This is a genomic window from Roseburia sp. AF42-8 (genome assembly GCF_003435965.1).
Classification (GTDB): Bacteria; Bacillota; Clostridia; order Lachnospirales; family Lachnospiraceae; genus Roseburia_C; species Roseburia_C amylophila.
On the sequence record NZ_QTVB01000008.1, the window covers coordinates 32,569 to 51,550 of the forward strand.

General features: G+C 42.2%; 17 protein-coding genes. 13 read left to right on the top strand and 4 right to left on the bottom strand.

The window, feature by feature from the left end; genetic code table 11:
* Positions 1–4: 4 nt before the first annotated feature.
* Positions 5–184, top strand: a complete 180-nt coding sequence (locus DW059_RS16400) for a winged helix-turn-helix domain-containing protein (protein ID WP_242986123.1) — start codon at positions 5–7, stop codon at positions 182–184.
* Positions 174–1,553: an MATE family efflux transporter gene (locus DW059_RS05160; RefSeq protein WP_158552037.1), complete on the top strand. Its 1,380-nt coding sequence runs from the start codon at positions 174–176 to the stop codon at positions 1,551–1,553. Before DW059_RS16400 ends, DW059_RS05160 begins: the two co-directional genes overlap by 11 nt.
* Positions 1,554–1,574: 21 nt before the next feature.
* On the opposite strand, the gene DW059_RS16715 is transcribed toward DW059_RS05160, so the two are convergent.
* Positions 1,575–1,709, bottom strand: coding sequence for a hypothetical protein (locus DW059_RS16715; protein WP_022244007.1), 135 nt, complete (start codon positions 1,707–1,709; stop codon positions 1,575–1,577).
* 222 nt (positions 1,710–1,931) lie between these two features.
* On the opposite strand from DW059_RS16715, the gene DW059_RS05165 reads away from it, so the two are divergent.
* The 4 genes from DW059_RS05165 (at position 1,932) to DW059_RS05180 (ending at position 6,950) form a co-directional block, all read left to right on the top strand.
* The gene (locus tag DW059_RS05165) at positions 1,932–2,720 is read left to right on the top strand and encodes a peptidoglycan recognition protein family protein (RefSeq protein WP_117698050.1); all 789 of its coding nucleotides are present in this window, start codon (positions 1,932–1,934) and stop codon (positions 2,718–2,720) included.
* Positions 2,721–2,806: 86 nt separating this feature from the next.
* The gene (locus DW059_RS05170) at positions 2,807–4,063 is read left to right on the top strand and encodes an RNA methyltransferase (RefSeq protein ID WP_117698051.1); all 1,257 of its coding nucleotides are present in this window, start codon (positions 2,807–2,809) and stop codon (positions 4,061–4,063) included.
* A complete protein-coding gene (locus DW059_RS05175) occupies positions 4,054–4,284 on the top strand; it encodes a hypothetical protein (RefSeq protein ID WP_117698052.1) in 231 nt (76 codons plus the stop codon). Before DW059_RS05170 ends, DW059_RS05175 begins: the two co-directional genes overlap by 10 nt.
* A gap of 5 nt (positions 4,285–4,289) precedes the next feature.
* Positions 4,290–6,950 carry a sensor domain-containing phosphodiesterase gene (locus DW059_RS05180; protein WP_117698053.1) on the top strand — a complete coding sequence of 887 codons (2,661 nt, stop codon included), beginning with the start codon at positions 4,290–4,292 and terminating at the stop codon, positions 6,948–6,950.
* A 56-nt stretch (positions 6,951–7,006) separates the two neighbouring features.
* On the opposite strand, the gene DW059_RS05185 is transcribed toward DW059_RS05180, so the two are convergent.
* Both DW059_RS05185 and DW059_RS05190 read right to left on the bottom strand, forming a co-directional pair.
* The gene (locus DW059_RS05185; RefSeq protein WP_117698054.1) at positions 7,007–7,762 is read right to left on the bottom strand and encodes an exodeoxyribonuclease III; all 756 of its coding nucleotides are present in this window, start codon (positions 7,760–7,762) and stop codon (positions 7,007–7,009) included.
* A gap of 116 nt (positions 7,763–7,878) precedes the next feature.
* A complete protein-coding gene (locus DW059_RS05190) occupies positions 7,879–8,121 on the bottom strand; it encodes a hypothetical protein (RefSeq protein WP_117698055.1) in 243 nt (80 codons plus the stop codon).
* Positions 8,122–8,404: 283 nt separating this feature from the next.
* On the opposite strand from DW059_RS05190, the gene DW059_RS05195 reads away from it, so the two are divergent.
* The 3 genes from DW059_RS05195 (at position 8,405) to DW059_RS05205 (ending at position 11,220) form a co-directional block, all read left to right on the top strand.
* Positions 8,405–9,973 carry a phosphate--AMP phosphotransferase gene (locus DW059_RS05195; protein WP_117698056.1) on the top strand — a complete coding sequence of 523 codons (1,569 nt, stop codon included), beginning with the start codon at positions 8,405–8,407 and terminating at the stop codon, positions 9,971–9,973.
* A 93-nt stretch (positions 9,974–10,066) separates the two neighbouring features.
* Entirely contained in the window at positions 10,067–10,528 is a 462-nt protein-coding gene (locus DW059_RS05200) for a LytTR family DNA-binding domain-containing protein (protein WP_117698057.1), read from the top strand.
* Positions 10,525–11,220, top strand: coding sequence for a LiaF transmembrane domain-containing protein (locus DW059_RS05205; RefSeq protein ID WP_117698058.1), 696 nt, complete (start codon positions 10,525–10,527; stop codon positions 11,218–11,220). The genes DW059_RS05200 and DW059_RS05205 overlap by 4 nt, the downstream gene beginning before the upstream one ends.
* A gap of 58 nt (positions 11,221–11,278) precedes the next feature.
* On the opposite strand, the gene DW059_RS05210 is transcribed toward DW059_RS05205, so the two are convergent.
* Positions 11,279–12,622, bottom strand: coding sequence for an MATE family efflux transporter (locus tag DW059_RS05210; protein WP_117698059.1), 1,344 nt, complete (start codon positions 12,620–12,622; stop codon positions 11,279–11,281).
* 459 nt (positions 12,623–13,081) lie between these two features.
* Here DW059_RS05210 and DW059_RS05215 point away from each other — a divergent pair, with 459 nt between their 5' ends.
* The 4 genes from DW059_RS05215 (at position 13,082) to DW059_RS05230 (ending at position 18,969) form a co-directional block, all read left to right on the top strand.
* Positions 13,082–13,396, top strand: a complete 315-nt coding sequence (locus DW059_RS05215; protein ID WP_117698060.1) for a metal-sensing transcriptional repressor — start codon at positions 13,082–13,084, stop codon at positions 13,394–13,396.
* Positions 13,397–13,410: 14 nt separating this feature from the next.
* On the top strand, positions 13,411–16,044 hold the full coding sequence (locus tag DW059_RS05220) for a heavy metal translocating P-type ATPase (RefSeq protein ID WP_117698061.1): 2,634 nt from the start codon (positions 13,411–13,413) through the stop codon (positions 16,042–16,044).
* Between the two features lie 224 nt (positions 16,045–16,268).
* Positions 16,269–17,576: an alpha-amylase family glycosyl hydrolase gene (locus DW059_RS05225; RefSeq protein WP_117698062.1), complete on the top strand. Its 1,308-nt coding sequence runs from the start codon at positions 16,269–16,271 to the stop codon at positions 17,574–17,576.
* Between the two features lie 58 nt (positions 17,577–17,634).
* On the top strand, positions 17,635–18,969 hold the full coding sequence (locus tag DW059_RS05230) for a methyl-accepting chemotaxis protein (RefSeq protein WP_117698063.1): 1,335 nt from the start codon (positions 17,635–17,637) through the stop codon (positions 18,967–18,969).
* The last annotated feature ends 13 nt before the right edge of the window (positions 18,970–18,982 follow it).

An 18,982-nucleotide genomic window follows, 5' to 3' on the forward strand; every position in this document is an offset into this window, starting at 1 on the left:
CCAGTTGATTACTTATGCGTTAGAGGATGCCTTTGATGGCTATGACAGAACAATAGATTCCTATATTAAGAGTATCCGGAAGAAAATTGAAAAGAATCCCAGACGGCCGCGTTATATCATAACGGTGCACGGAGTCGGATATAAATATGTTCCATCAGACAGTGAGGGCACTCATGGAGAATAAGAGCCTGGAACAGAGGATGGAAACAGAACCGGTGCATCGTGTGATTTTGTCACTGGCTGCACCTACGGTACTTAGCATGCTGGTAATTTCTGCTTATAGTATCGTAGATACCTTCTTTGTAACGAGACTTGGCAGCAGGGCAACCGGCGCGGTCGGAATTACATTTGCACTGGTGGCATGGATACAGGCAGTGGGCTATACCGTTGGCATGGGAGCGGGAAGCCTTGTTTCAAGGCTTCTTGGAAAGAAAGAAAAAGAGCAGGCAGAGCAGATTGCAAATTCAGCAATTATGTCAGGGCTGCTGCTTGGGCTTATAAGTCTGGGCGCAGGTCTGATTTTTTTAACACCTTTGCTGAAACTTTCCGGTGCAACAACAGAGCTGCTTCCAAATGCAAGAGAATATGCCGTATTTGTATTGCTGTCGGCACCATTTACTATAGAGACACTGGTGCTTGGTACGCTTCTTCGGGCACAAGGCAGGGCAAAAGCATCCATGGCAGGAATGGTAACCGGTGGAATTCTTGATATTATACTGACACCGGTGTTTCTGTTTGTCTTAAATCTTGGAGTAAAAGGAGCTGCATTAGCGGCATTTATCGGACAGGCAGTGGCAGCAATGGTACTGGGCGGTTGTTTCTGGCATGGCAGAATGAAACTCAATGGAAAGAAACAAAGTAAAAATTTCTTCAAAATAAAGGACTATGGAATCATTATAAAAAATGGTCTGCCGTCGCTTTGCAGGCAGGGATTTGCCAGCGTGGCAGCCGTATTGTTAAACCGGCAGGCGGTAGGATATGGAGATGCGGCAGTAGCAGCAATGTCTGTAGACGGACGGTTATTTATGGTATTTTTCAGCCTTTTTATCGGATATGGTCAGGGTTTTCAGCCGGTGGCAGGGTATCAGTTTGGAGCTGAAAATAAAAAAAAGTTAAAGCAGGCATTTATTTTCACTTTATGGAGCAGCACCATAGCAGCGGCAGGAATCGGAGCAGCAGGATTTCTTTTTGCACCGGTGCTGATGAGATTCTTTTTAAAGGAAGAAGCAGTAACCGCAATCAGCAGCTGTGCATTTCGGAGCCAGTGCATTGTATTTCCATTGATTCCCATAGGAATTTTAAGTAATATGCTGTTTCAGGGAATCGGGCAGCAGGGGAAGGCGGCATTTCTATCAGCGTGCCGTCAGGGAATTGTATTTCTTCCGTTGATTTTCCTTCTACCGGAATGGATCGGACTGGCGGGAGTGGAGATTGCGCAGGCATTGTCAGATGGGCTGACTGCAATCATCAGCATTCCATTTGTGTTTTGTTATTTCCAAAAGAGTGAGAAAAAAAGAACAAAAAAGACCAGTGACGGAAAGCGGCGGCTATGAAGCGCCGTTTGGTCAACTGGTCTACTGAACCATTTCTACCAGATAAGCTAACATGGTAACAGGTTCTTTCTTCTGTGCTTTCATCTCTCTTACATATGCTTCGTATTTTGCTACGAACCTGGAAAGACCCAGCACTGCATCCTGCTCTAAGAACATACAAATCCCTCCTTATGCAATTTATTATCTGAACAAACCTCTTTGTTCATTTAGTATTATATACTTACCTTTGGTAAATGTCAACAAAAAAGATGTGAAAAAATTGTGTAAAATTACCATAAAAGAAAATTAAGTTTTTGTTAATAAAATGTAAGGAACATTTGGTGTATGATGATAAGGATTGAAATAACAGATAACGCATATAGGAGCAGATAAAAATAAATGAGACAGACCGGAAGAGGAAAGAGAAAAACAGGAAGAAAAAAATATACATATGAGAAACCACATACAGCAGCAGAATACCGGCGCAGAAGAAGACAGCAGCAGGTGCGGATTCAGAGAATGCTGCTGCTTTTAGGAATTGTTCTTGTAGTAATTTTCATATTTGTATTAGGTGGGAAATTGCTCCGCTGGATAAGGGGAAAACATTTGGCAGCAGCAGATGTGCCGGCAGCCGTTACCAAAGTGGTAGAAAATCCGCCGGATTATGATGTGCAGCTTCTTACGATAAATGATTATTCCAGACCGGGACTTGCAATTGATCAGGTAAATGGCATTGTGGTGCATTATACTGCAAATCCGGGAACCACAGCACAGCAGAACCGTGATTATTTTGAAGGCTTAAAGGACAGCCATGAAACACATGCCAGCAGTCATTTTGTCATCGGACTGGATGGTGAACTGATTCAATGCATCCCATGCAAAGAAATTTCCTATGCATCCAATGACAGGAACAGTGATACTATTTCCATCGAATGCTGTATCCCGGACGATACCGGAAGATTCAACGATGCCACCTACCAGACATTAGTGCATCTGGTGGCATGGCTTTGTGGCAGATATGATCTGACCATGGATGATGTCATCCGTCATTATGACGTAACCGGAAAAAACTGTCCGAAATATTATGTGGAACATGAGGATGCCTGGAAACAGTTTAAGTTGGATGTGGCAGATTATATAGAAAAGAATGGAGTTGCCCCGGAAAATCTAAAAAATGACAAGGAGTAAGTCTTGCCAAATCTTCTGATTTCAAGTAATATTAAATCATTGATAGTGGAGAGACGAAAAGTCCACTGGTTGTAAGAAGGAAAAACATGTTAGAAGAGATTTGTAAGGCACTGACCGAAGAGACGAATATACGTGAAAATCTGATAGAATTAAAGAAAAGCATAAAAAATCAGGATGCATTGAAGGAATGGAAAGAATACCATGCAACGCATCCGGTTTTGTATGCTTTTTTGAGTTCCGAAGATGCTAAAATCCGGAAAAATGCAGCACTTATTCTGGGTGAGACAAATGAATCAGGGGCGGCAAAAGCACTGTTTGAGGCATACCAGAGGGAGAATACACGCTTTGTGAAAAGTTCTTATCTTACTGCAATGAATGGACTTGATATAGAGATTTATCAGGACGCATTCGGGAAGCGTTACAAGGAATTGTTAGCAGAAGTTCCGGCAGAAAGCGAAAAGAAGCACAGAACGGAAGAACTGCATGCTCTGGATAAATTGTTAGGTGGGCTGAACCAGAATAAGAAGCATCGTTTTACTGGATATGAAGAAGAGGTAGAAGTGCTTCTGACAACCAATCCTGCATATCGTGAGATTACGGCAGAACAGATAAAAAAAGATCGTCCGGTGCTGGTTCCGGCAGGTGTAAAAGTAAAGACGACACATCTTAGGGATGTGATAAAGATTCGTACTTTCCGGGAGATGCTGTTGCTGTTGTCCGGGGGACACCGGATTGCTGCAGAACCGGAAGCGGTAGCAGAGGCATATGTAAAATCAAATCTTATGGAGTTATTAAACAGGCTGCATGAGGGCAATCCACCATTTCGCTTCCGCATGGAAGTAAGGGGCATTGCTCCGGAAGAAAAAGGCAGCTTTATCCGGAAAGCGGCAGCAGCATTAGAAGATTTAACCGGACATCAGCTGTTAAATACGGTAGATGGCTATGAAATAGAATTGCGGCTTACAAAGAATACGGATGGCACATTATATCCATCCTGTAAATTATTTACGATTCCAATGCGGAGATTTTCTTACCGGAAGGAAGCAGTTGCAGCATCCATTCATCCGGCAAATGCAGCATTATTTATGAAGCTGGCAGAACCTTATCTGAAAAAGGGTGCACAGGTATTAGATCCGTGCTGCGGAGTTGGTACCATGTTAATAGAACGTGACCTTCTGGTGCCGGCGGGAGATATGTACGGACTGGATATTTTTGGAGAGGCTGTGATAAAGGCAAGAGAGAATGCCAAAGCGGCAGGAAGGCAGATTAATTATATTAATCGTGATTTTTTGATTTTACACATAAATACCTTTTTGATGAAATCATTTCCAATATGCCATTGAGAGGGAAGAAAACAAGAGAAGAACAGGATGCCTTTTACAGTCAGTTCTTTGATTGTGCAGGAAAATTCCTGAAAAATGGTGGTCATATGATTTTATATTCCAATGAGGGCGGCTTTGTAAAGAAACAGCTGCGGAGACATATGGAATATCGTCTATTAGACGAGTTCTGTATACGGGAAAAAGAAGGTTTTTATTTATTTATAGTCGGTAAAAAGGGGTAACAAAAATGAAGCAGAAGTTGGACATGCAGGGGAGTAATGAGTTAATGTTTGGAGCGGAATTACTCGACGGAAGAGTGCTTCAGGGATTACAGGACCGTTTCTGTGCCTGTAATAATTTATATTGTGTATGCTTAAGCCAGATGCAGGGGGTTGTGACCAAGGCATATGGTTCCAAGGAAGAACTGAATTATATTCATGAAAAAGTCGGTATGGCACGCCATATTGTGCTGCTGAACAGACTGATTACCTCTGAGATGGAAGATGTAGTGGAAGAACCATTGGAAGAGGATTATTTGAAAATGAACGGTGTTGCAATCCGTGTAGGCGGTAAGATTGCAGCAATCTGGATTGTCATTGGTGTGCTTTCTGATATAGCCGCACCAGAACAGGAGATTCCGGAGAATATCCAGAAGACTACGACAAAGCAGTATTACAATTCACTTGATTTTTTAACCTATATATCCAAACAGTATTTTGCTACAAAGTTGGATGAGCTTCTGGCACAGGAAGCATTTGCCAAAAACAGGGAAAGCCAGGAGCAGATTAAGACAGAATTACAGCGTACAGAGGTCATGACTTCTATCGTGAAAATGCTGGAGAGTGAAAATGGCTTTTCCAAAATTGCAGACGAAATTCTGACAGATGTATGCAATTATCTGAAAATCAGTAATGCAGCATTGCTCCGTATTAACCGGGATGGCGAGACTGCGGATATGATAAGTGAATGCTGTCTGGAGGAAGAGGATGCATTGATTGCAAAATGCCAGGGCATTTCCACATCAGAATTTCCTTTTACCAATGGCAAGCCTTATATGATTTCAGCAGATTCCATACTGCCGCCCGCATTTGCACAGTTTTTTGAAAAATGGAATATTCAGGCGGCAATCAGCCTGCCGGTAGAGATTAACGGGGAAGCTGCCATGTATTTATGCTTCTTTGAACTGCGGAAACGCCGTATCTGGGATGTTTCCGATATTAAATTTTTAAATGAAGTAAAACAGATTGTGCAGAGTATTTTGATTAAGCGGATTACAAAGAATTCGCTGGCAAGTTCTTATGCATCCTTAGAGGCAATCCTTGAAAATGTAGGCTGTGGAATCTGTGTAAGGGATATGCTTTCGGAGAAGATTCTTTATACGAACCAGCAGTTTCACAGGTTATTTGCAGATGGCCGGTTTGAAAAGCAGCAGGATGAGATTTTCCGTTCCGGTAATAAGCGTTATGGAAATGGTAATTTTGTAGAATATTATTCCAAAGAGGATAACCGGTATTTTGACATTTATCATACCCAGATTAACTGGGTGGATGGCAGAAGGGTTATGCTGCTGACGGTTTATGATGTGACGGATAAAAAGCTTTATCAGCAGAAGATTGAACGCCAGGCGAATAATGATTTCCTGACGGGACTTTATAACAGAATGCGTTGTGAGCATGATGTGGAAATCTATATCCAGAGAGCCAGGGAACAGGGTGGCAAGGGAGCACTCTGCTATATTGACCTGGATGACTTTAAGCATATTAATGATGGTCTGGGACATCAGTATGGGGATATTCTGCTGCAGACGATTTCAAGAAGCCTGCAGGGAGTGACCGGACTGGATTCTACCTGCTACCGCATGGGTGGTGATGAGTTTATCATCATTGTTAATCAGGAAGAATATCAGCGTCTGGATGAGATTTTAACAGAGATTAGGAATATTTTCTCCAAGCCGTGGTTCTTAAAAGGTGGAGATTACTACTGTACCATGAGTATGGGGGTGGTATGTTTCCCGGATGACGGAGACAATGTACAGGAATTAATCAAAAAAGCAGATATTGCTTTATACGAAGCAAAAAAAGGCGGTAAAAACCGTATAGAATTCTATGATGAGAATGTAGAAGCAACATCCTTTAAGCGGCTTGATTTAGAGAAGAATATGCGTTATGCCACTACAAATTCCTGCCAGGAATTTGAGGTGTATTATCAGCCGATTGTGGATATTTCCAGACCGGGAGATCCATGTAGTGGAGCAGAGGCACTTATCCGCTGGAATTCCGAGGCAATGGGGATGATTTCCCCGTCTGAATTTATTCCACTGGCAGAATATTTAGGACTTATCAATCCAATCGGAAGCTTTGCATTGAAAGAAGCCTGCCACCGTTGTAAATACTGGAATGACATGGGACATCCGGAGTATCATGTCAATGTAAATCTTTCGGTGGTACAGCTATTGCAGAATGATATGAAAGAAAAAGTCAGGGAAGTGTTGGAAGAGACAAAGATGGATCCGGCAAACCTTACCCTTGAAGTAACAGAGAGCCTTGCAATTAACGATATGAAGCGTATGAAGAGGATTCTTTCGGATATCAAGAGCCTTGGAGTAAAGGTTGCACTGGACGATTTTGGAACAGGTTATTCTTCCTTGAACCATATCCGTGAGCTGCCGATTGACATTATCAAGATAGACCGCTGCTTTATCATTGACATTGGAAAAGATGAGTATGCAGAGGCCTTTGTAAAGATGGTATCAGAACTGGCAGAGACCATCGGAGTACGGATTTGTGTAGAGGGGGTAGAGGAAACGGAACAGGTGGAGAAGCTCCGCAGCATGAAGGTGCAGTATATTCAGGGTTATTATTATGGTAAGCCAATGCGTGCAGAGGACTTTGAAAAGAAGTATCTGTAGAAATAAAAGAATGAGTAAAAAGCTGATGGAAGGAAAGCTTTTTACTCATTTTAAGTTTAGCAGTCTATCTCCAGTTCTACCGGACAATGGTCGGAACCAGGAACTTCCGTATGAATGGCAGCTCCCTTTAACTTCTCTTTTAAGGACTGGGAAACCAGAAAATAATCAATACGCCATCCGGCATTCTTTTCCCTTGCGTGGAAACGGTAGGACCACCAGGAGTAGATGCCTTCCTGTTCCGGGTAGAAATAACGGAAGGTGTCGATAAAACCATTCTCTAAAAGAACAGAGAATTTTTCCCGTTCTTCATCTGTAAATCCGGCATTTTTACGGTTGGTTTTCGGATTCTTCAAATCAATTTCTTTGTGGGCAACATTCAGGTCACCGCAGAAAATAACCGGTTTCTTTTCTTCTAATCCCTTTAAATACTGTAAAAAAGCATCTTCCCATTCCATACGGTAGGAAAGCCTTGCCAGTTCGCTCTGGGAGTTTGGCGTGTAGCAGGTGATGAGATAGTAGTTTTCATATTCTAATGTGATAACACGTCCTTCTTCATCATGCTCCGGGATGCCAATGCCATAGTTTACAGAAAGAGGTTCCTTTTTGGTAAAGATGGCAGTGCCGGAATAGCCTTTTTTCTTCGCATAATTCCAGTACTGGTAATAGCCCGGAAGGGAAAGGTCAATCTGTCCTTCCTGCAGTTTAGTCTCCTGAATACAGAATGCATCTGCATTGATTTCATGGAAGAAATCTAAAAATCCTTTATTGACACAGGCACGTAAGCCATTTACATTCCAAGAAATAAATTTCATAGTGAGTCTCCTTTTTATTGATACATATCGGTGATTGCGAAAAAGCGGTGTTTTATTTGAAAAAGATCTGTATTCGAAGAATTGGTGGCTTATGTGATGTGAAATGCCAGCAATTCTTAGCTGCATATTTTTCTTAATGGTAAACTGTCTTTCCGTTGCTTTGACCGGATGCCGTCACTGTCCGCCAGGTGCGGATGCCACATAATAACTGCAAGGGGCACTAAGAATTTCGAGACATATTTTGTCAGGTCCGGCAACCGGCACAAATTCACATCCATGTTCATATGTGCCTCGCTGGCACGTCCCTGTGCCAGCGTTGCCGGGTGCCGGACGAAATTCCAAGTGCCCCTAACAGCCATTAAAAGGCATCCGTACTCCGGCGGACAGTACCGGCATCTTGTCAAACATTGGAAAGACTGCTTTCTATCACAAAAAGAAAAATATGCAGCTTAGAACTGCGGTATTTCATATTAAAGCCAACATTCTTCGAATACAGTCTTTTGAAATAATAATTTCTTTTCGCAATCACATATTTGTTTCATTATACCCATTAGACTGGATATTCTTCAAGAAAAATATTATACTATTTCTATATATAAAAATGCAACGTATTGTGGAGTTATAAGCGAAGGAGGATATGCGATGTTAGAGAAGGTAGATTTAAACCGGAAGATGGGGAAAAAGGAATATAAGGAGTGGATGGACGATTTGCAGCCGAAACTTTCTTATCTGCAGAGAGCCTGTAAGGAACAGAAGATTCCGGTTATGATTGTATTTGAGGGATTTGGTGCAGCAGGAAAAGGAACATTGATTAATAAAATCATTGAGCCTTTAGACCCGAGGGGATTTTCGGTGTACGCTACTGCAGTGGAGACAAAGGAAGAAAAAATGCATCCGTTCCTGTGGCGTTTCTGGACGAAGATTCCATCACAGGGAAGAATTGCAATTTTTGACAGAAGCTGGTACCGGAGAGTGTTGGTGGACCGCTTTGACGGTGTGACCACAAAGGAGCAGCTTGATTATGCGTTTGGAGAAATCTGCTCCTTTGAAAAGCAATTAACGGATGATGGCATGGTAATTATCAAATTGTTTGCAGATGTGTCAAAGAAGGAGCAGAAGAAGCGTTTTGATAAGCTTCTGGAAGATAAGAAGACTGCGTGGCGGGTAACAAAGGACGATTTGGCAAGGAATAAGCATTATGAAGAATACCTTGCCATGAATGAAGAAATGCTGGAAAAGACGGATTCTGAATATGCACCGTGGCATATTTTAGAATGTACCGACCGGGAATATGCGGCAGCAAAAATGACGGAAATCGTAGTTTCTGTATTGGAACAGGCAATCGCAGATAAGAAAGCCGAACAGGAGAAGAGGGAGCAGGAGAAAGCAAAGGCGCAGCAGAAAGCGCAGGAAATAAAGCAGGAAAAGAATGCTTTACAGGAAGCAGAGACTACAGCACAAAAGGAACAGGTGCTTAAGAGTTCCGTACTGGCTGGAGTCGACCTTTCAAAGAAGATGGAAAAAGAAGAGTATAAAAAAGAACTTGCACGTCTTCAGGCAAGACTTTCCGAGCTTCATAATGAACTTTATAAATACCGGATTCCGGTGGTGCTGGCATTTGAAGGCTGGGATGCTGGTGGAAAAGGCGGAGCCATTAAACGGCTGACCCAGGCATTGGATCCAAGGGGCTATCAGGTAAATCCGGTGGCAGCACCCAATGATGCGGAGAAAACACATCATTATCTGTGGCGTTTCTGGAAACAGTTTCCAAAGGATGGTCATGTAGCAATATTTGACCGTTCCTGGTATGGCCGCGTTATGGTTGAGAGAATCGAAGGCTTCTGTCAGGAAGAAGAATGGAAGCGTGCTTACCATGAGATGAACGAAATGGAAGAGCAGCTGGCGCATCATGGAACCATTGTTTTAAAATTCTGGATGCACATTGATAAGGATGAGCAGGAGCGTCGTTTTAAGGAGCGTATGGAAAACCCGGCAAAGCAGTGGAAGATTACCGATGAGGACTGGCGCAACCGTGAGAAATGGGGTGCTTATGAAAAGGCAGTGGATGAAATGCTGATTCGTACCTCTACCACTTATGCACCATGGATTTTAGTAGAGGCAGACTGCAAGTATTATGCCAGAATTAAAGTGCTTCGTACGGTGGTAGAAGCAATTGAGAAGCGGCTGAAAGAAGAAAAAGAACGGAAATAATTACCGCTTGGTTCGTATTTCTTACCACTTATTCCAAAGGCATTTACAGAAAAATGTGTTTGTGTATAATGAGTGACATAGGAAGGAACGACAATGAAGATACGGATTGAATTAGACGAAAACTTAATAGAGGATGAAGTGCTGATTCGCTGCAGATCCTTAGATGAAAATGTAAGGAAAATACAGGAAGCCGTGTCACAGGTGCTTACCGGAAAACAGCAGTTAATCTGTTATAAGGAAGATACGGAATACTATCTGTCTTTGGATGAAATCCTGTTTTTTGAGACAGAGACCAAAGAGGTATGGGTGCATACAACAGATAAGATGTATCAGACCAGATATAAACTGTATGAGCTGGAAGAACTGTTGCCGGGACATTTTATGAGGGTTTCCAAATCCACAATTTTAAATACCAACCGGATTTACTCCATTACAAGAAATCTTACGGCATCAAGTGTGGTGGAATTTATGGGAAGCCATAAACAGGTATATGTATCAAGATATTACTACAAACCATTAAAATGTAAACTGGAAGAAAAGAGGATAAGAAAATGAAAAAAGAGAGAATCTTCTGGGGACTGTTTCTGATTTTTGGAGCGGTATTCCTGATTGTAAGCAAACTGGGACTGGTGGAAGGCATTGGCTTCTGGACGGTAATCGGAACAATATTTTTCGGTTGTATTTTATTAAGCAGCCTGATAAAGCTTCGATTTACCGGAATCTTTTTTTCACTGGCATTTCTAGGAATTATTTATGATGAACAGCTTGGCATACAGGCGATTACACCATGGCCGATACTTGGAGCGGCACTGCTTTTATCCATCGGCTTCGGTATCATTTTTAAGAAGAATACCACAAAATGTTGGAAAAAGAAAAAAGATACGGACTATGAGACCATTATAGATGAAGAGGATGGTAACCGGATTTCTTTCGATACCTCCTTTGGCGCATCCATCAAATATGTGAATACGGATGATTTCCAGTCTGCTTCCTTGGACTGCAGCTTTGGCAGTATGAAAGTGTATTTTGATAATGCGATGATGCAGCAGCCACAGGCAACGATTTATCTGGATGCATCCTTTTCCGGAGTAGAGCTTTATATTCCAAAGAGCTGGGCAATGATAAATAAAGTCCATGCAGCATTTGGTGCAGTGGAAGAGAAAAATCAGAATGTACCGGATGGTGTGCACAGTGTGATACTTACTGGAGAATGTAATTTTTCCGGCGTAACAATTATATATGTATAAGAAATAGCATAGAGAAAGCTGTCAGCAAAATTTTGCTGGCAGCTTTCTCTATGCTATTTTATGCCTGTGTGCCCGGAAGCCGGAGGCTTGATTTCATCAGCAGGGCAGCAATTGCAGCGGTGAGAATTTCCGTAATCCAGAAAGCATGGAACACATACTGCGGACCAAAGGCTTTGCAGAGAACAAAGGCAATCGGAATGATAAAAAGGATATAACGGAGCAGTGAAATAATTAAGGACTGTCCGCCCTTTGAAAGCCCTTCCAAAGCACCGGAGGCAGTAATGGATACGGTGGAAATCAGGAAACCACAGCAGATAATCCGAAGGGCATTGCTTCCCGCGGAAATTGTGGTGGCATTGTCTGTAAACATTCCGATAAGGTAAGGTGATGCAGTAAAGCAGATAATCATACCAAGAAGCATAATGACACCGTTCATACAGAGGGTAAGATGATAGATTTTCTTTACGCGCTTTATTTCACCGGCACCGTAATTGAAGCCCACCAGCGGACGCATCCCCTGGATAATTCCATTGGCAGGAAGGTAGAGGAAGGTCTGCAGCTTGTAATAGATTCCGACGACTACCACATAACACTGGTCATATGCGGCAAGGAGTCCGTTTAAAAATGAGATCAGTAAGGACGGCAGAGCCAGATTTAAGATGGCAGGGATGCCGATACCATATAATTTCAAATCAAGATGTTTATCCAGGATAAGATATTTTCTGCTAATCCGTACACTGATTGGGCGCAGAAAATAGGCAAAGAGATAAAAAATAAGAGTCAGCAGCTGTCCGATACCGGTGGCAAGGGCAGCTCCGCGCATTCCCATTTTCGGGAAGATGCCAATTCCGAAAATCAAAAGCGGGTCTAAAATGATATTGGCAATACAGCCTAGCATCAGTCCAATCATGGAGACATTCATTCTGCCGACAGACTGAAAGACTTTTTCAAAGGTTAAATTCATCATAATAATGATACTGAATACAAATACAATATTTGCATATTCTACACCTGACTTAAGAACATTACTGTCGGTGGTAAAGCGGCTTAAAAACGTAGGAATCAGGGCAATGCTTCCAATCGTTAAAATGACACCATGCAAAATAGAAAAGAAGAACCCATGGGTTGCAGCAATATTGGCTTTTTCCCCTTCTTTTGCACCAAGGTGAAAAGAAATTAAAGCATTAATTCCGACACCAAATCCAATTGCCACAGCATTGATAAAATTCTGCACCGGATAGACCAGGGAAAGGGCAGTCATGGCATCTTCACTGATTTTAGCCACAAACAGACTGTCTATAATATTATAAAGAGAATTTACCAGCATGGAGATAACCATAGGAAGTGCCATGGTAGTCAGCAGTGGTAAAATCGGTTTTTCTTTCATAAAATCTTCATTCATAATAATTGCTCCTTTTTTTCTTTTTTCTCACTAATCCAAAGTGTGAGAAAGAACAAAGAATGTGCCTTGGCACATTCTCGCGCCTGCGGCGGTCGCTTGCGACATCTACCTTATACGCCGAAGTGTGCATCCTCGCGGAGCGTTTTTTACTTTACAGGAAAGCAATTTCCTGTAAAGTAAAAAACGCCACACAATTATCGCAAGGATAATTGTGTGGCGAAAAGTAGTCAGACTAGAAAAATCCACACCAGTTTTAGCGTTATGAAAATAGCATAAATCATAGGAAAAGTCAAGATAATATCATAGAGCGGAAGAAGATGGCTTGAATATGAATTGGAACATTCAATGGAAAAATGATTGACAAATACCCTATGGGGGTATAATATAAGCATACCGGTAGGGGGTATATGACTATCGGGAAATGTGTATTGGAATGTGAAGATAGAAGGGAGCCTGACTATGGCAGAAGAAAAAGAGATGTGCCCATCCTGCTGTGGACGGAAGAAGCACAGACAGGAAGCAGAATATCAGGATTTATTAAAACGCTTGAACCGGATTGAAGGACAGGTGCGGGGTGTAAAGAAAATGTTGGAAGAAGACCGCTACTGTGTGGATATTTTAACGCAGGTGTCTGCAATTAATTCTGCACTGAACTCCTTTAATAAAGTGTTGTTAGCGGAGCATATCAAATCCTGTGTGGTGGAAGACATCCGTGCCGGAAAGGAAGAAGCGGTGGATGAGCTTTGTGCGACCCTTCAGAAACTGATGAAATAGAGGAGGACAAAAGTGTGAAACAGGAACGTTATGAAGTCACAGGTATGACGTGTTCTGCATGCTCTTCCCGTGTGGAAAAGTGTGTGTCAAAGATTGACGGAGTGGAAAATGTATCCGTAAATCTGCTGACCAACAGTATGCAGGTGTCCTATGACGAGAATAAGGTCAATGAAGATATCATTGTATCAGAAGTAGAGAAGGCAGGTTATGGTGCTGCACTGGCAAATGCCGGAAATGAGAAACGTACCGGCAAAGGGAAAAAGATAAATAAGGCAGAGCAGGAAATTCATGAGATGAAAATCCGTCTGATCTGGTCTGTTATTTTTCTGATTCCGATGATGTATATTTCCATGCACCATATGTTTTATGAATGGTTTGGAATTCCGGTACCGGGATTTATCAAGGCTGCATTTCACGGAGATGAGAATGCACTGGCATTTTCCTTTTCCCAGTTTTTATTGCTGCTTCCGATTATGTATCTGAACCGGAAATATTTTATTGTAGGATTTAAGAATCTTTTTGTACACAGAAGCCCGAATATGGATTCGCTGATTGCACTTGGGGCATCGGCTTCCGTTATCTATGGTGTATTTGCCATTTTCCGGATTGGTTATGGCCTGGGACATCAGGATATGGCACTGGTAAGCCGGTACAGCATGGATATTTATTTTGAGTCTGCAGGAATGATTCTGACATTGATTACAGTTGGAAAATATTTAGAGAGCCGTTCCAAAGGAAAGACCAGTGAAGCTATTGAGAAGCTGATGGACTTGGCTCCGAAGCAGGCAAAGGTCTTAAGAGATGGCAAAGAAGTTACGGTTCCGGCAGAGGAACTGGTAAAAGGTGATTTGGTGCTGGTTCGTCCCGGTGAAACCGTTCCGGTGGACGGAGTAATTGAAGAGGGACAGTCAAGCCTCGATGAATCTGCCATTACCGGGGAGAGCATTCCGGTATATAAGGAAGTGGGGGATATTGCAATTTCCGCAACCATTAACCAGAATGGCTTCTTGAAAATCCGTGCATCCAAGGTCGGGGAAGATACCACCATCAGCCAGATTATTCATCTGGTGGAAGAAGCTGGATCCAGTAAAGCACCGATTGCCAAGATGGCAGATAAGATTGCAGGAGTATTTGTGCCGGTGGTTATTACAATTGCCCTAATTGCTGCAATCATCTGGCTCATCAGTGGGGCAACCTTTGAATTTGCACTTTCTATTGGAATCGCAGTGCTGGTTATTTCCTGTCCGTGTGCCCTTGGACTTGCAACACCGGTAGCTATTATGGTAGGAACCGGAAAAGGTGCAGAAAACGGAATCCTGATTAAGTCTGGCGAAGCGCTGGAAACGGCGCACAGTATCGATACTGTAGTTATGGATAAGACCGGAACCATAACAGAAGGTAAGCCAAGGGTTACAGATGTGAGTGTTGGAACCACAGAATTAAACGAAAAAGAATTTGTGGCAATTGCAGCAGGCGTTGAGCAGGGAAGCGGGCATCCACTGGCACAGGCAATTCTGCAGTATGCGAAGGAGCAGGAGATTATGCCCCTTGCCATGAAGAATTTTAAGACAATTCTGGGCAGAGGAATTGAGGCAGAAGACGAAAATGCATCTTATTATGCGGGAAACGAAGCCTTTATGAAAGAAAAGGGAGTGTCATTGGATGACCTTGGAGATACTCTGGACAAGCTGGCAGAAGAAGGAAAGACTCCATTAATCTTTGCGAAAAACAACAGCCTTCTGGGTATCATTGCAGCAGCAGATGTGGAAAAGAAAACCAGCCGCTATGCTATTGAAGCATTCCGTAAGATGCACATTGAGGTAGTAATGCTGACCGGAGACCATAAACGTACCGCCGAAGCTATTCGTAAGAAGCTTGGAATTCCAAAAGTAATTGCAGAAGTATTGCCGGAGGATAAGGAACGGCATATTGCCAAACTGCAGCAGCAGGGACATAAGGTTGCCATGATTGGAGACGGAATCAATGATGCACCGGCACTGGCAAGAGCTGATGTAGGAATTGCCATTGGAGCAGGAACAGATGTGGCAATCGAAAGTGCAGATGCGGTACTGATGCGGAATGATCTGATGGATGCCGTAACAGCTATCCGGTTAAGTAAAGCGGTTATCCGCAATATCAAGGAGAACCTGTTCTGGGCATTCTTCTATAACAGTATTGGAATTCCACTGGCAGCAGGCGTTTTATACCCGGCATTTCATATTAAATTAAACCCGATGTTCGGTGCAGCCGCCATGAGTTTAAGCAGCGTCTGTGTTGTTTGCAATGCTCTCCGGTTAAAGCTTTTTAAGCCGCAGCGATTAGAGCAGACGGCAGGAAATGTGGCAGAACAGATAGCGGAAAAAGCAGCAGGAAGTCAGATAGAACAGACGACCGAAAAAGTGACAGATAATAATGAAAATGATAAGGAGGATAATAAAATGAAAGAAACACTTAAAATTGAAGGAATGATGTGTGAACATTGCAAGAAACATGTGGAAGAAGCATTAAATGCCATGGAAGGAGTACAGGCAGCTGTCAGCCTTGAGACAAAGAGTGCTGAAGTAACCATGGACAAAGAGATTCCGGATGCAGCATTTGCAGAAGTGATTGAAAAAGCAGGATATCAGCTTACCGGTGTTGAAAAATAACAAAATAACGTTATAAAAATCAAAAAAAATTAGGAAAAATGCAAGAAAAAAATTCCCTTATGCTATAAAGTTATGTTATAATAAGCGTAATTGAAACAACATGGGCGAAGGTAGAGGGAAGAAGTTAGGAGGATGGTTCCCGCAAAAGGAACCGTCCTCTTTTATTTACGCGAGTAGCGGGAAAAACCACAGCACATGATGGACAGACAGGAGGAACAGTTTTTATGTGGTCATATGACAGTGTATTTTATCAGATTTCAACATTGGGATTTTGCGGGGCTCCAACAGAAAATGATGGTGTTCTGGCTCATCGGATAAAGAAAGTGGAAGACTGGATTCCGCATATGGTAAAGCTTGGAGTGGATGCAATATATTTCTGTCCGGTTTTTGAATCGGACCGTCACGGTTATGATACCAGGGATTATACAAAGTTAGATGTAAGACTTGGAACCAATGAGGACTTTAAAGAAGTATGTGGAAAATTACATGACAACAATATCAAAGTAGTGTTGGACGGAGTGTTTAATCATGTGGGAAGAGGCTTCTTTGCATTTCAGGATTTACTGAAAAACAGAGAGAATTCTCCATATAAGGACTGGTTCACAAATGTGAATTTTGGCTGGAATAATAATTATAACGACGGACTTTCCTATGAAGGCTGGGAAGGACATAATGAGCTGGTAAAACTGAATTTGCGGAATGAAGAAGTAATCCGGCATATCTTTTCAGCAGTAGAGGGATGGATAAAAGAATTTGATATTGACGGACTGCGTCTGGATGTTGCATACAGTCTGGATATGGATTTTGTAAGAAGATTACGTCAGTTCGTAGATTCGAAAAAGGATGATTTTTATCTCCTGGGCGAGATGATTCATGGTGATTATAACCGTCTTCTGGATGAACAGAATATGCTGCACAGTGTAACAAATTATCAGGCATATAAGGGAATGTGGTCCAGCTTTAATGACCGCAACCTCTTTGAAATCAATTATACCCTGGAGCAGCATTTCTGTGGAATGTATCAGGGCAAACATTTATTAAATTTTCTGGATAACCATGATGTGAACCGTCTGGCAAGCACTTTAAAGGAAAAAGAACATCTTCCACTGGTATATGCAATGCTGTTTGCAATTCCTGGCATTCCATGTGTCTATTATGGCGGTGAATGGGCAGCAGAGGGAAAGAAGGAAAATGGCGGGGATGAAGCACTCCGTCCTTCCTTTGAAGCACCGGAATGGAATGAACTTACCGATTATATTTCCAGACTGGCGAAGGTTCATAAATCGGAAAAAGCACTTTGCTATGGTAGCTACCGAAAGGTATTCTTAACAAACCGGCAGATTGTATTTGAGAGAAGCTTTGAAGGTGAGCGGATTCTTGTAGCAATCAATCTGGAAGAGAATCCCTTCCATGCATCCTTTGATGCAGGAGCAGCAGAAGCAGTTGACCTGCTGACCGGAGAAAAAGCGGTATTTCAGGGTGGTCTCGATATGCCGGCATTTTCCGCAGCTTATTTAAAGATAACCGGATAAAAAGATAATACATAAGAATAAGAATAAGAGATAAGAGCTATAAGGAGGAAGTGCAGTAATGGCAGAAAAACGTAAATCTTCAGAAAAAAGTAATATAGGAAAGAAACTGGCACTTGGATTAATTGCAGTAATTTCACTCCCGATTCTTCTGGTTGGACTTGCCGGAATTATCATAATGCATCTGGTACAGAATACAGCATTAAATGCAGGTGTGGGAACGATTATTTTAATTGTGGTTTTAGCGGTATTTGTGGCAGGTTCCCTGTGGCTTGCAGTAGCAATTGCCGGAAAACTGAAAGCTGTAATTGGAAGTATGGATAAGATTGCGGATGGAAGCCTTCAGTTAGAAGAACCAAAACATAATGAAAAAAATGATGAAATCAGCAAATTGTTAGGCTCTGCCAATGATTTGGTAAGAAGCTTTGCACAGATTGTAACCGGAATCCGTAGAGCCAGCAGGGAATTAAGCGAACTGTCTACGACATTCAGCCAGTCCTTTGACACTATGAATGAAGCGTTGGATCAGGTGAGCGGTGAAGTTGCTTCCATTACAGATAATACCGTTTCACAGGCAGAGAAAACACAGCATGTACAGCAGAAAGTAGCAGAAATCGGTAATGCCATTGAAGTGATTGCCAGCAATATTACACTTCTTTCGGACAGTGCATTAAAAATGAAAGACTGCAATGAATCAGCAGAGGTGATTATGCAGCAGCTGGTGGAAATCAGCAGACAGAACAGGCAGTCTATTGATGAAGTGCAGAGCCAGACAGACAGAACCAATCAGTCTGCCTTACAGATTCGTACTGCAACAGAGATTATTGCAGGAATTGCAAGCCAGACAAATCTGCTTGCTTTAAATGCAAGTATTGAAGCTGCACGGGCAGGAGAACAGGGAAAAGGATTTGCCGTAGTTGCAGAAGAAATCCGTACCTTGGCAGACCAGTCCAGAGAGTCTTCAGAGCAGATTAATAAAATTGTTAATGAACTGATTGATAATTCTAATGTCAGTGTAGACATTACCGGAAAAGTATCAGAAGCATTTGAACAGCAGAATGCAAAGATTCGCGAGACAGAGACAATCTTTACTGCCTTGAATCATGAAATTGAAAGTGTCAGCACTTCTATTCAGGGAATCAATTCAGAAGTCGGTGGCTTGAATGAACATAAGAGTGCCATTGAAGAGAAAATGGATTCGCTTGCTGCAGCAGCAGAGATAAATACAACAAGTGCCAGAGATACATCTGAGGCAATGAACGAGTTTGAAGCTTTGGTAGAAGAATGTAAGAATGCAACTGCCAGAATTACTTCTGTAGTAGCAGAACTGGATGAAAATATCCGTAAGTTTAACGTTTCTTCCATGAAAGAAGAAGTAGAGAAAAACATGATGTAATAAACGGTATACA